Origin of the sequence: Streptomyces sp. NPDC006012, assembly GCF_042871185.1 — a bacterium.
In the GTDB taxonomy this organism is placed as follows: Bacteria; Actinomycetota; Actinomycetes; order Streptomycetales; family Streptomycetaceae; genus Streptomyces.
Map to the genome: position 1 here is coordinate 444,742 of NZ_JBIAIE010000001.1, position 12,794 is coordinate 457,535.

The window sequence follows — 12,794 nt, forward strand, 5'->3', positions numbered from 1 at the left end:
TCAACCCTTTACTCCGGTGAGCGTGACACCCTCGACGAACGCCTTCTGGGCGAAGAAGAACACGAGGATCACGGGGGCCATGACCAGGACGGTCGCGGCCATGGTGAGATTCCAGTCGGTGTGGTGGGCGCCCTTGAAGGACTCCAGGCCGTAGCTCAGGGTCCAGGCGGCCGGGTTCTCGGACGCGTAGATCTGCGGGCCGAAGTAGTCGTTCCAGGCGTAGAAGAACTGGAACAGGGCGACGGCCGCGATGCCCGGCCGTGCCATCGGCAGGACGACCTTCAGCAGCGTCCGCAGATCGCCGCAGCCGTCCACCTTCGCCGCGTCCAGGTACTCGTTCGGGATGGTCATCAGGAACTGGCGCAGCAGGAAGATGGAGAACGCGTCGCCGAACGCCATCGGGATGATCAGCGGCCACAGGGTGCCGGACAGATCGAGCTGCTTCGCCCAGAACAGGTACATCGGGATGATGACGACCTGTGGGGGCAGCATCATCATCGAGATCACCAGCATGAGTGACAGATTGCGGCCGCGGAAGCGGAACTTGGCGAGCGCGTACGCCACCGGGAGCGAGGACACGACGGTCAGCACCGTGCCCAGACCGGCGTAGATCAGGGTGTTCTTCCACCAGGTCAGGAAGCCGGGCGTGTCGAACACCCGGTGGTAGTTGCCCCACTCCCAGGTGTGCGGGATCAGGTCCCGGCTCAGCGCCTGGCTGTCGCTCATCAGGGACGTCAGCAGGACAAAGACGAAGGGCAGGGTGAAGAACAGCGCGGCGGCCACGCCCAGGCAGTGGACGGCGATCCACTCCAGGACCGCCCGGCGCCGTGCCGTCCGCTGCGCGGGGGAGCGGGCGGGCGCGGGCAGCCGCACCGGCTCGTCCAGTACTCGGGCCATCTCAGTCACCTGCCTGGATGAGACCGCCCCGGCGCCGCATCAGGAACGCGGTGAACGCCATCGACAGGGCGAAGAGGACGAGGGCGACGACGCACGCGGAGCCGTAGTCGAAGCGCTGGAAGCCGAGGTTGTAGACCAGTTGGGGCAGGGTGAGCGTGGACTTCTCCGGATACCCGGGCTCGAACTGTGTGCCCGCGCCCTGGATCACCCCCGAGGCGACCTTCCCGGCGATCAGCGGCTGGGTGTAGTACTGCATGGCCTGGATCACTCCGGTGACCACGGCGAACATCACGATCGGGGCGATGTTCGGCAGCGTGACGTAGCGGAAGCGCTGCCACGCCGAGGCGCCGTCCAGTTCCGCCGCCTCGTACTGCTCCGCCGGCACGTCGAGCAGCGCGGCCATGAAGATGACCATCAGGTCGCCGACTCCCCACAGCGCGAGCAGGGTCAGCGCGGGCTTGGACCAGGACGGGTCGTTGAACCAGCCCGGAGCGGGCAGTCCGACCTGCTCCAGCAGCGAGTTCACCGGCCCCGTACCCGGGTTGAGGAGAAAGGCGAAGGCCATCGTCGCGGCCACCGGCGGGGCGAGATAGGGCAGATAGAACAGAGTGCGGAAGACGCCGGCGCCCGTTTTGATCCTGGTGATGAGCATGCCCACGCCGAGTCCGAAGACGACGCGGAGGGTGACCGCCACGACCACCAGCCACAGGGTGTTGCGCAGTGCGGGCCAGAAGAGGGGGTAGTGCTGGAAGACGTAGGTCCAGTTCTTCGTGCCGCTCCACGTCGGCGGCTGGAAGCCGTCGTAGTGCATGAACGAGAAGTAGACCGTCGAGATCAGCGGGTACGCGAAGAAGACCGCGAAGCCGATCAGCCAGGGCGACATGAACGCGACCGTGCGTAGCGCCGCCCGGCGGCGCTTCGACGCGAGGGTGACGGTGCTCATTTCCGTGGTCCCGGGCTACTTCGCCTGCGCGATGTCCGTGTCGATCTGCGCGGCCGTCTTCTCCAGACCGGCCTTCAGATCGGTGACCTTGCCGCTCTCGTAGTCGTAACCGAACTGCTGGATGGTCACCAGGTAGGTGCCGCCGTCGACCGACGCGGGGGTGGTGGTGGAGTGCGGGTTGGCGGCGATGTCCAGGAAGATCTTGAACCGCGGGTCGTACTTCAGCTTCGGCGACTTGAGGGCGGCCAGCGTGGAGGGCAGGTTGTGGATGGCGTTCGCGAAGCCCACCACCGCGTTCGTGTCGGTGGTCATGTACTTCACCAGTTCCCAGGCCGCGTTCTGCTTCTTGCTGGTGGCGGCGATGCCCGCGATGGTGCCGGTGACGTAGCCCTTGCCGTACTGGTCCGCCATCTCGTCGGGCACCGGCAGCGGCGCCACGCCGATCTCGAAGCCCGGCTTCGCCAACTCGGCCATGCCGAGCCGCCACTCGCCGTCCAGCTGCATGGCCACCTGACCGGTGTGGAAGGGGTGGTTGATGCCCCACTCGTCGCCCAGCTTGGCGCGGAACTTCTCCAGCTTCTGATATCCGCCGAGTTCGTCCACGAGCTGCTTCTGGCGTGTGAACCCGGCCTCGAAAGCAGGGTCCTTGGCCACGTCCGACGTGCCGTCCGGGGCGAAATACGTCGGTGAGTACTGCGCGAAGTAGTGCTCGGTGGTGGATTCCCAGCCGTGGTAGTTCGGCATGAATCCGAGCTGTTTGTAGCTGTCGCCCTGGGCGATCGTCAGTTTCTTCGCGTCCGCCACGAACTCGCTCCAGGTCTTCGGCGGTTGGACGATGCCCGCCTTCTCGAACGCCTTCTTGTTGTAGTAGAGCCCGTAGGCGTCGCCCAGCAGTGGCACCGAGCAGCGGTTGCCGTCGAACTGGGTGTACTCGTTCATCGCCTTCGGGAATGTCGCCGCGGGATCGATGCCCGACTTCTTGAAGAACGGGTTCAGATCGACCAGCGCGCCGGAGGAGCAGAACTTGCCCACGCTGTTGGTGGTGAAGGAGGAGATCACGTCGGGCGCGTTGGTGCCGCCGGTGCGCAGCGCCTGGTTCATTTTGTCGTCGGTCATGTTGCCGACGTCGTTGACGTGGATGTTGGGGTGGGCCTTCTCGAAGCCCGCGATCAGCGACTTGACCGCCCTCACCTCGCCCGGCTCGCTCCAGGCGTGCCAGAAGTTGATGGTGGTCTTCTTGGCGGGGTCGTCGTCGGCGCCCGAGTTGTCTGGCTGGCCGGTACAGGCCGTGGTGAGCAGGGCCAGCGAGGCGGTGAGGGCGAAGGCCGTCTTTCGGACCACTCCGGGTGCCGACGTTCGGACCACTCCGGGTATGGCGTGGGGCATGGCGGTGTCTCCCTAGGGCGCGCGGTACGGGAAGGGGCGGTACAGGAAGGCGGTGCGGGAAGCGGGTGGTGGAGAGGGTGCGGGACAGCGGGTGTGGGCCGGCTCAGCGCGAGGTGTCGAAGACCTCGTCGCGGGTGGTGGCGAGCGCGCTCTCCAACGCGCCGCGCAGCACCGGGTGTTCGGGCACCTCGCCGAGGACGAGGCGCGGGCGCGGCGCGGCCAGTTCCTCCAGTTCGGCCTGGACGAGGGCGCGCAGCACCTCGCCGCCCGCGGTGAGTGCGGTGCCGCTGAGGACGACGAGTTCCGGGTCGAGGACCGCGACGAGCGAGGCGAGACCCGTGGCCAGCCGGGTGGCGTACGTCCGCAGCAGCTCCCGGTGCGGGCCGCTGCCGTGGTCGGCGGCGCGGTCCACGAGCGCGGCCGCGGCCTCGGCGTACGGCCCGCCCGGCACGTCCTGGATGCCCAGCTCCCGGGCCAGCCGGGGCAGCGCCTGGGAGCCGGCGAGCTCCTGGTAGCCGCCGCTGTTGGCCTTGGCCACCTGGCGCACCAGCGGCGTGCCCGGCACCGGCAGGAAACCGACCTCGCCGGCGCCGCCGGTCCAGCCGCGGTGCAGTCTGCCGCCCAGGACCAGGGCGGCGCCCAGGCCCTCCTGGTTCCACAGCAGCACGAAGTCGCCGTGGCCGCGGGCCGCGCCGAGGCGCTGCTCGGCGATGGCGACGAGGTTGACGTCGTTCTCGTACTCGACCGGCATCGGCAGCGCCGCGGCGAGTTCGTCGAGCAGCGCCGGGGCGTGCCAGCCGGGCAGGTGGGAGGCGTAGCGCAGGCGGCCGGTGCCCGGGTCGAAGGCGCCCGGGGTGCCGATGACGAGGCGGTGCAGGTCGTCCCGGGCCAGCCCGGCGGCCTTCACCGCGCCGTCCAGGGCGTCGGTCACCTGTCGTACGACGGGGTGGGAAGGGCGCCGGCCGGGGGTGGGCAGTTCGTACTCGCCGACGGTGCGGCCGGTGATGTCGGCGACGGCGGCGCGGATGCGGCCGGGGGTGACGTCGAGCCCGGCGGCATGCGCCGCGGTCGGGTTGACCGCGTAGAGCTGGGCGTTGGGGCCCGGCCGGCCCTCGCTGGTGCCGGTGGCCAGCACCAGCCCGGCCGCCTCCAGACGGGCCAGCAGCTGGGAGGCGGTCGGCTTGGACAGGCCGGTGAGCTTGCCGATCCGGGTGCGGGACAGCGGCCCGTGCGCCAGCAGCAGGTCCAGCGCCGCGCGGTCGTTCATGGCGCGCAGGACGCGGGGAGTGCCCGGCGTGCCGGCGGATCCTGCCATCTGTGATCGACACCTGCCCTTCCAGCTGACCAGCCTCTCAGTGGCCCTGGTGGCACGTCCACCCATGAACACTGTTAGGAAAGTTTCCTGTTGGCTGGAAAACGTAAGCGGCCGCGCGAGGGGCGTCAAGAGCGAGTTCAGGCGGCAATCCAGTCGTTACCGGCGGGATCCGGCTGGAGCGGGGCGATCGGGCGGGGAGGGGCGGCGCGGTGCGGCGGGCCGCTGGTGCGGCTCCTGGGTTCTGGGGGACGGCGCGGGTGCGCCGTTCGAACGAGCGTGCTGAATCGATCCGCCGCCGACCGTCCTACTTCGTGGGCGGCCGCTGGGGTGTGATCGGGGCCGCCGCCTCCGCCTGCGGGGAGGCCGAGTTGCTGAACACCGACGGGGCCGCGACCGACGCCGTCGGGTCGGGCGCCGTGTCCTCCGCCGCCGGAGCCTCCCCGCCGACGATGCGGATGTCCGCCGCGTCGAAGGCCCGCTTGATGCGCCAGCGCAGCTCGCGCTCCACGGTCAGCGACTTGCCCGGCATCGTCCTGGCGGACACGCGGACCACCATCGAGTCGATCAGGACGCTGTCCAGGCCGAGCACCTGGATCGGGCCCCAGAGCAGTTCGTTCCAGGGCTCCTCCTTGCCCATCTGCTCGGCCACCGCGTCGAGGGTGGCGCGCACCCGGTCCAGGTCCTCGCTGGGGCGCACCGTCACGTCCACACCGGCCGTCGCCCAGCCCTGCGAGAGGTTGCCGATGCGCTTGACCTCGCCGTTGCGGACGTACCAGATCTCGCCGTCGTCGCCGCGCAGCTTGGTCACCCGCAGACCGACCTCGATCACCTCGCCGGTGGCGACGCCCGCGTCGATCTGGTCGCCGACGCCGTACTGGTCCTCCAGGATCATGAAGACACCGGAGAGGAAGTCCGTGACCAGGTTCCGGGCGCCGAAACCGATCGCCACGCCCGCGACACCGGCCGACGCGAGGAGCGGGGCCAGGTTGATCTGGAAGGTGGACAGCGCCATCAGCGCGGCCGTGCCGAGGATCAGGAACGAGGCGACCGACCTGAGCACCGAGCCGATCGCCTGCGAGCGCTGGCGGCGGCGCTCGACGTTGACCAGGAACCCGCCGAGCGCCGTGCCGTCGACCGCTTGGACCGTCCGGTTCATCCGCTCTATCAGCTTGGTGATCGCCCGGCGCACCAGCACTCTCAGCACCGCCGCGATCAACAGGATCAGCAGGACCCGGAGCCCGATGGCGAGCCACGTCGACCAGTTCTCCTCGACCCAGCCGGCGGCGCCCACCGCGCTCTCGTGGGCGTCCCGGAGCGTGGGCAGCGTCGGGGCCGTCGACTCCGACGGTGACGGGGACGGGGGCAGCGACGAGGCGGCGGCCGTCAGGGCGGCGGACAAGGACACGGCGGGTACCTCCAGGTGCAGCGGTCTGCCTCCGGCACGGCGGTCATGGGTCGGCAATGCGTCATGGTCGTCGGGGACGCCGAGGTGCGCGTTGGCGTCGGGGTGGTCGAGATCACGGAACTGTCACCGGACGGGCAGAACCAACACACTAACGGGGCATTGTGTGTGCGCCGTGCCCCGAGCACGGGAGAGACCCGGCTCACGCGGGCTTGAACCGGCCGTGATACGGGGGATGAATCCAGGTGTGGTCGAAAACACTCCCAGCCCGTTACCGGGACATGGTGGCGCTTCCACCAGGCATGAGGGGACACTGACTGCAGATCGTCCCGGCGCGAGCCACGCGCCGCCGGCGTACAAGGAGGCATCCGTGCCGCACGTCCTGGTCCTCAATGCGTCGTACGAGCCGCTCGGCGTCGTACCGCTCCGCCGCGCTCTCGTCCTCGTCCTGGAGAACAAGGCAGTCGCCTTGGAGGAATCGGGCGCCTTTATGCACAGCGCAACCGTCACACTCCCCGCACCTAGCGTGGTCCGGCTCAAGCGATTCGTTCGGGTTCCCTACCGGGGGCCCGTTCCTCTGACCCGACGGGCACTCTTCGCCCGGGACGGGGGCCGGTGCATGTACTGCGGTGGCGTCGCAACCAGCGTCGACCACGTCATCCCGCGCAGCCGCGGGGGCAAGCACGTCTGGGACAACGTGGTGGCCTCCTGCCGCCGCTGCAACCACGTGAAGGCCGACCGGCACCTCGTCGAGATCGGCTGGCGGCTGCGCCACACACCGGCCCCGCCCACCGGCCTCGCCTGGCGCATCATCGGCACGGGCCATAGGGATCCGCGCTGGCTGCCCTACTTGCAGCCGTACGGCGCGGACGACGCCATGGCCCGGATCGACGGCATTTCCGCCTGACGATCCGGGCCTTCGCGCACCCCGTGGCCACCCCTGGCCACGGGGCGCAACTCGCTGCCCCGGCACTTCCAAGGGGGGCGAGGGCTTTTCGGCTCCAAGGGGGCGAGGGCTTTTCCGCGGGACGCGGGGGAGCGCGCGCTCAGCCACTTCCGCCCGCCTGCACCGATGCTCCCGAGCAGGAGTGAGCCCGCACGGCGCACCGTGCCGAACCCCCGCCACCCTCGGAGAGGCGAGTGCAGTCGTCCCGACTGGGTAGGGCTGCCGTTATCCGCAGAACGCTATCGTCAGAATCCGGCGTACCCGATAAGACAGACAAAACCGATAAACCCGATAAAGGAGACCGACGTGCCCGCACCGGCTCAGCTCTCGCTTCCGGCCCAGTGCAAACCCGGTCATAAAACCGGCCGCAAACCCGGATACGAACCCGGACCGGTGCAGCTCACCGAACCCGAGAACAGCCAGCACTGCGTGTTCAGCGCGGAGGGCGCCCACGTCGACACCCCGCTGACCAGCGAACCGCCGCTGCCCGACGTCGAGCCCCTGACCAGCGAGCCGCCGCTGACCGACCTGGCCCCGCTGACCAGCGAGTCCGACGCGGCCATGGACCCCATCGGCGCGGACTTGCTCACTCCGGGTCGGTAGATGACCGCGCCCGGGCCGGCCGCCGCCCCCGCCGAGGAGCTGCGCCGGCTCGCCGAACTGCACGGCGTCGCCACCTCCTACCGCCCCGCCCCGGACCGCACGGTCGCCGCCTCCACCGCCGCCGTGGTGGCCGCCCTGGCCGCGCTGGACATCGCCGCCGGCACCCCGCAGGAGGTCCGCGCCGCGCTCGCCGCCCGCGAGCGCGAACTGCACGAACGGCTCCTGCCGCCCACACTGGTGCACTGGACCGGCACCGCGAGCCCGCCCGGCCCCCTGCCCACCGGGCCCTTGTCCTCCGGCCCGCCGCCCTCCGGCGATCGGCCCTCCGCCCCCGTGCCCTCCGGTGACCTGCCCTTCGGCCCCCTGCCGCCCGGCACCCGGCTGCGCATCGACACCGAGCAGGGCGAGAGCCGCACCACCGCCGACCGGCTCCCCACCGGCGTCCACCGGGTGACGGCCACCGCCCCGGACGGCCGTACCGCCGAGAGCCATCTGATCGTCGCCCCCGACCGGCTGCCCACCCCCGCCGGACGCTCGTACGGACTGCTCGTCCAGCTCTATTCGCTGCTGTCCGGGCGGTCCTGGGGCATGGGCGACCTCGGGGACCTCAGCGAGCTGGCCGGCTGGGCGGGCCGTACCGCCGGTGCTGGATTCGTGCAGGTCAACCCGTTGCACGCGGCCGTACCCGGGACGCCGACCGACCCCTCTCCCTACCGGCCGTCCTCCCGTCGTTTCCCCGACCCGGTGCATCTGCGGGTGGCGGACGTGCCCGAGTTCGAGTTCGCCCGCGTCGAGGACCGCGTCCGCGTCGGCGGCCTCCTCGACCGGGCCGCCCGGCTGCGCGCCGACGTGCTCGACGCGGGCGCGCTCATCGACCGGGACGCGGTGTGGGAACTGAAGCGGGAGGCGCTGGAACTGGTCCGGCAGGTGCCCCTCGCCCCGGACCGGCGGGCCGCCTTGGCCCGCTTTCGCGCCCAGGAAGGCCAGGCCCTTGAGGACCACGCCACCTGGTGCGCGCTCGCCGAGCTGCACGGTTCCGACTGGCACACCTGGCCGCCGCAGCTGCGCGACCCCCGCTCGCCCGGCACCGCCCGGGCCCGCGCCGAACTGACCGACCGGGTGGACTTCCACTCCTGGCTGGCCTGGCTCGCCGACACCCAGCTGGGCGCCGCCCAGCGCGCCGCGCGGGCGGCGGGCATGCCGGTCGGGATCGTGCACGACCTCGCGGTCGGCGTGCACCCCCGGGGCGCCGACGCCTGGGCCCAGCAGGAGTTCTTCGCCGCCGGGATGTCGGTGGGCGCCCCGCCGGACGCCTTCAACGCCCTCGGCCAGGACTGGGGCCTGCCGCCCTGGCGCCCCGACCGCCTCGCGGCCTGCGGCCACGCCCCCTTCCGGCAGCTCCTGCGCGCCCTCTTCCGCTACGCGGGCGCGGTCCGCATCGATCACGTCATGGGCCTGTTCCGGCTGTGGTGGGTGCCCCAGGGGCAGCCGCCGACGGAGGGCACGTACGTCCGGCACGACGCCGAGGCCATGCTCGCGCTCCTCGCCCTGGAGGCGTCCAGGGCCGGGGCCGTGGTGATCGGCGAGGACCTCGGCACCGTGGAGCCGGGCGTCCGCGAGACCCTTGAGCGCCACGGGGTGCTCGGCACATCGGTGCTGTGGTTCGAACGGGACTGGACGGGGGACGGCCGTCCCCTTCCGCCCGACCGCTGGCGTGCCGACTGCCTGGCCACCGCCACCACTCACGACCTGCCGCCCACGGCCGCCCGGCTCACCGGCGAGCACGTCGAACTGCGCGACCGCCTCGGCCTGCTGACCCACCCGGCGGCCGAGGAACGCGCGGACGCCGCCGCGGAGACGCAGGAATGGCTGGACCTGCTCGCCCGCCTCGGACTGCTCAGGACGTCCGCGGGTGACGGCTCGCAGGCCGCCGAGGAGGCCCGGATCCAGGCGGTCCACCGCTTCCTGCTGCGCACCCCGGCCCGCCTGGTCGGCGTCTGGCTCCCGGACGGCATCGGCGACCGCCGCCCGCAGAACGTACCGGGCACCTGGGACCAGTACCCGAACTGGCGCCTGCCCATTGCCGACGCCCGGGGCCGCCCGGTGACCCTGGAGGAGCTGACCGCCGCACCCCGGCTGCGCGCGCTGCTGGAAACCCTGCGCACGGCAGGATGAGCCCGGGCCGGGGCCCGCCGGCGCCTGCCGTCGGCGCGTCTACGGCACCCCGGACGCGCGACGGGTTCCGGCGTTCGCTACTTTTGCACCGTGGACAAGAAGAACGCCCTGCGCGCCGGCGCCCTGGCTGCCGGTACGACGCTGATGATGCTGCTCATGTCGTCCCCCGCGCTCGCGCTCACCCGCGACGACGGCGACGACCCCGGCAAGGGCCTGAGCGTCGTCCAGACGCTGGGCCTCTTCGTTCTCATCCCGCTCGCGCTGTTCGTGGTCATCGCGGGTCTGGTGATGGTGCTCGACAAGTCGAAGATCCGTGTGACGAAGGGCAAGGCGAGGGCCTGACCCGCCGTCGGCCCGCGCCGAGTGCGCCGGCCGCCACCCCTGTACGAGAAGACGAAGAGGGGCGCCCCGCCGGGCGCCCCTTCGTCGTGCGTGTGCCCACGCGTGAGGGATGGCTACGCGGTGGCCGCCGCGGCGTCCGCCGCCTGGGCCTTCAGCGCCCGCTCGACGCCCGCGCGGGACTCCGAGACGAGGCGGCGCAGGGCCGCGCCCGGCTCGGCCGCGGCGAGCCAGGTGTCCGTCCTGGCCAGGGTCTCCTCGGACACCTGGATGGACGGGTAGAAACCGACCGCGATCTGCTGGGCGATCTCGTGCGAACGGGAGTCCCAGATGCCCTTGACGACCTCGAAGTACCGCTCGGTGTAGGGCGCCAGCAGCTCCCGCTGGCCGGTCTGGACGAAGCCGCCGATCACGGCCTCCTGGACGGCGTTCGGGAGCTTGTCCGACTCGATGACCGACGCCCACGCCTCCGCCTTGGCCTCCGGCGTCGGACGGGCCGCCCGCGCGGTGGCCGCGTGCCGGTCGCCCGCCGCGGTCCGGTCCCGCTCGTACTCGCCCGCGATCTCCGTCTCGTCGAACCGGCCGGTCGCCGCCAGCCGCTCCACGAACGCCCAGCGCAGGTCCGTGTCCACGGCCAGGCCCCCGACGGTGTGCGTGCCGTCGAGCAGACCCTCCAGCAGGTCCAGCTGCTCCGGCGTGCGGGCGGTCGCGGCGAACGCCCGGGCCCATGCCAGCTGGTGGTCGCCGCCCGGCTCGGCGGACCGCAGGTGCGCCAGCGTGGCGTCCGTCCAGCGGGTGAGCAGCGCCTCGCGGGTGACGGGGGCCGCGTACATCTCGATCGCCAGCTTCACCTGACGCTGCAGGGACTGCACGACGCCGATGTCGGACTCCTTGCCGATGCCGGACAGCACCAGGGACAGGTAGTCACGGGTGGCCAGCTCCGCGTCCCGGGTCATGTCCCAGGCGGAGGCCCAGCACAGCGCGCGGGGCAGCGAGGACTCGAAGTCGCCGAGGTGCTCGGTGACGAAGGCCAGCGACGCCTCGTCCAGGCGGACCTTCGCGTACGACAGGTCGTCGTCGTTGAGCAGGATCACGGCCGGGCGGCGCCGCCCGGACAGCTGCGGTACGGCCGTCAGCTCGCCGTCCACGTCCAGTTCCAGCCGGTCGCCCCGCACCAGCTTGCCGCTCGCCGGGTCCAGGTCGTACAGGCCGACCGCGATGCGGTGCGGGCGCAGCACCGGGTCGCCCTTGGCGCCGGCGGGCAGGGCCGGGGCCTCCTGGCGGATCGCGAAGGACGTGATGACACCGTCGGCGTCCGTCGCGATCTCAGGGCGCAGGATGTTGATCCCGGCCGTCTCCAGCCACTTCTTCGACCACGTCCGCAGATCGCGGCCGGAGGTCTCCTCCAGGGCGCCCAGCAGGTCGGACAGGCGCGTGTTGCCGTACGCGTGGCGCTTGAAATAGGTCTGCACGCCCTTGAAGAACTCGTCCGTGCCGACGTAGGCGACGAGCTGCTTGAGCACGCTGGCGCCCTTGGCGTACGTGATGCCGTCGAAGTTGACCAGCACGTCGTCCAGGTCGCGGATCTCGGCCATGATCGGGTGCGTGGAGGGCAGCTGGTCCTGCCGGTAGGCCCACGTCTTCATGGAGTTGGCGAAGGTGGTCCACGAGTGCGGCCACCGGGATCCGGGCGCGTACGCCTGGCAGGCGATGGAGGTGTACGTGGCGAACGACTCGTTCAGCCACAGGTCGTTCCACCACTCCATGGTGACCAGGTCGCCGAACCACATGTGGGCCAGCTCGTGCAGGATGGTCTCGGCCCGCGTCTCGTAGGCCGCGTCGGTCACCTTCGACCGGAAGACGTACTGGTCCCGGATGGTCACCGCGCCCGCGTTCTCCATCGCGCCCGCGTTGAACTCCGGTACGAACAGCTGGTCGTACTTCTCGAACGGGTACGCGTGGTCGAACTTCTCCTGGAACCACTCGAAGCCCTGCCGGGTGACCTCGAAGATGGCGTCCGAGTCGAGGAACTCGGCGAGCGAGGGACGGCAGTAGATGCCGAGCGGCACGCTCTGCCCGTCCTTCTCGTACACGCTGTGCACCGAGGTGTACGGCCCGGCGATCAGCGCCGTGATGTAGGTCGAGATGCGCGGCGTCGGCGCGAAGACCCAGACGTCGTCCTTGGGCTTCGGCGTCGGCGAGTTGGAGATGACCGTCCAGCCGGCGGGCGCCTTCACGGTGAACTGGAAGGTCGCCTTCAGGTCCGGCTGCTCGAAGGAGGCGAAGACCCGGCGGGCGTCCGGCACCTCGAACTGGGTATAGAGGTACGCCTGCTCGTCGACCGGGTCGATGAAGCGGTGCAGTCCCTCACCGGTGTTCGTGTACGCGCACTCGGCCACGACCCGCAGCTCGTTGCGGCCCGCCTGGAGGCCCGGCAGCGCGATCCGCGAGTCGGCGAAGACGGCGGCCGGATCGAGCGGGTCGCCGTTGAGCGTCACCTCGTGGACCGCGGGGGCCACCAGGTCGATGAAGGACACGGCGCCCGCTTCGGCGACGTCGAAGCGCACCGTGGTCACGGACCGGTAGGTGCCTCCCCCCTGCGCGCCGGAGAGGTCGAGATCGACCTCGTACGAGTCAACGGTGAGCAGCTTCGCCCGCTGCTGCGCCTCTTCCCGAGTCAGGTTTGTGCCAGGCACGCGGTCATCTCCTCGTTTATGTGTGGGTTGTGCCATCCTTCCACGGGTCATCCACGGAACGCGATGTCCGCATCTCGCCGGTGACCGGGGCG

At 71.0% G+C, this 12,794-nt stretch carries 10 protein-coding genes; 4 read left to right on the forward strand and 6 right to left on the reverse strand.

The genetic code is table 11. The annotated features are described in order from the left end of the window. The 5 genes from ACFYPJ_RS01880 to ACFYPJ_RS01900 all read right to left on the reverse strand — a co-directional run bounded on the left by ACFYPJ_RS01880 (nucleotide 1) and on the right by ACFYPJ_RS01900 (nucleotide 5,946). Nucleotides 1-897, reverse strand: coding sequence for a carbohydrate ABC transporter permease (locus tag ACFYPJ_RS01880; RefSeq protein ID WP_389008904.1), 897 nt, complete (start codon nucleotides 895-897; stop codon nucleotides 1-3). Between the two features lies 1 nt (nucleotide 898). Beyond that, nucleotides 899-1,840 carry a carbohydrate ABC transporter permease gene (locus tag ACFYPJ_RS01885; RefSeq protein WP_389008907.1) on the reverse strand — a complete coding sequence of 314 codons (942 nt, stop codon included), beginning with the start codon at nucleotides 1,838-1,840 and terminating at the stop codon, nucleotides 899-901. A 15-nt stretch (nucleotides 1,841-1,855) separates the two neighbouring features. Continuing rightward, nucleotides 1,856-3,226: an ABC transporter substrate-binding protein gene (locus tag ACFYPJ_RS01890; RefSeq protein ID WP_389008909.1), complete on the reverse strand. Its 1,371-nt coding sequence runs from the start codon at nucleotides 3,224-3,226 to the stop codon at nucleotides 1,856-1,858. Between the two features lie 103 nt (nucleotides 3,227-3,329). Then, nucleotides 3,330-4,541 (reverse strand): ROK family transcriptional regulator, encoded by a 1,212-nt coding sequence (locus ACFYPJ_RS01895; RefSeq protein ID WP_389008912.1) that lies wholly within the window; start codon nucleotides 4,539-4,541, stop codon nucleotides 3,330-3,332. 304 nt (nucleotides 4,542-4,845) lie between these two features. Continuing rightward, a complete protein-coding gene (locus tag ACFYPJ_RS01900) occupies nucleotides 4,846-5,946 on the reverse strand; it encodes a mechanosensitive ion channel family protein (protein WP_389008915.1) in 1,101 nt (366 codons plus the stop codon). Nucleotides 5,947-6,313: 367 nt separating this feature from the next. Between ACFYPJ_RS01900 and ACFYPJ_RS01905 the strand changes: the two genes are divergently transcribed. The 4 genes from ACFYPJ_RS01905 to ACFYPJ_RS01920 all read left to right on the forward strand — a co-directional run bounded on the left by ACFYPJ_RS01905 (nucleotide 6,314) and on the right by ACFYPJ_RS01920 (nucleotide 10,009). Then, on the forward strand, nucleotides 6,314-6,850 hold the full coding sequence (locus ACFYPJ_RS01905; protein ID WP_389008918.1) for an HNH endonuclease: 537 nt from the start codon (nucleotides 6,314-6,316) through the stop codon (nucleotides 6,848-6,850). Between the two features lie 345 nt (nucleotides 6,851-7,195). Then, nucleotides 7,196-7,492 carry a hypothetical protein gene (locus tag ACFYPJ_RS01910; RefSeq protein WP_389008921.1) on the forward strand — a complete coding sequence of 99 codons (297 nt, stop codon included), beginning with the start codon at nucleotides 7,196-7,198 and terminating at the stop codon, nucleotides 7,490-7,492. Beyond that, nucleotides 7,493-9,667, forward strand: coding sequence for a 4-alpha-glucanotransferase (gene malQ, locus ACFYPJ_RS01915; protein WP_389008924.1), 2,175 nt, complete (start codon nucleotides 7,493-7,495; stop codon nucleotides 9,665-9,667). A 90-nt stretch (nucleotides 9,668-9,757) separates the two neighbouring features. Further along, nucleotides 9,758-10,009 carry a hypothetical protein gene (locus ACFYPJ_RS01920; protein WP_389008927.1) on the forward strand — a complete coding sequence of 84 codons (252 nt, stop codon included), beginning with the start codon at nucleotides 9,758-9,760 and terminating at the stop codon, nucleotides 10,007-10,009. A 113-nt stretch (nucleotides 10,010-10,122) separates the two neighbouring features. Here the strand turns inward: ACFYPJ_RS01920 and pepN are convergent, their stop codons facing one another. Next, a complete protein-coding gene (gene pepN, locus ACFYPJ_RS01925; protein ID WP_389008930.1) occupies nucleotides 10,123-12,702 on the reverse strand; it encodes an aminopeptidase N in 2,580 nt (859 codons plus the stop codon). Nucleotides 12,703-12,794 lie beyond the last annotated feature (92 nt).

Excerpts from the sequence above, each read along its gene's own strand:
- ACFYPJ_RS01895 (WP_389008912.1), bottom strand. The coding sequence starts at position 4,541 with ATGGCAGGATCCGCCGGCACGCCGGGCACTCCCCGCGTCCTGCGCGCC.
- ACFYPJ_RS01890 (WP_389008909.1), bottom strand. The coding sequence starts at position 3,226 with ATGCCCCACGCCATACCCGGAGTGGTCCGAACGTCGGCACCCGGAGTG.
- malQ (WP_389008924.1), top strand. The coding sequence starts at position 7,493 with ATGACCGCGCCCGGGCCGGCCGCCGCCCCCGCCGAGGAGCTGCGCCGG.
- ACFYPJ_RS01885 (WP_389008907.1), bottom strand. The coding sequence starts at position 1,840 with ATGAGCACCGTCACCCTCGCGTCGAAGCGCCGCCGGGCGGCGCTACGC.
- ACFYPJ_RS01880 (WP_389008904.1), bottom strand. The coding sequence starts at position 897 with ATGGCCCGAGTACTGGACGAGCCGGTGCGGCTGCCCGCGCCCGCCCGC.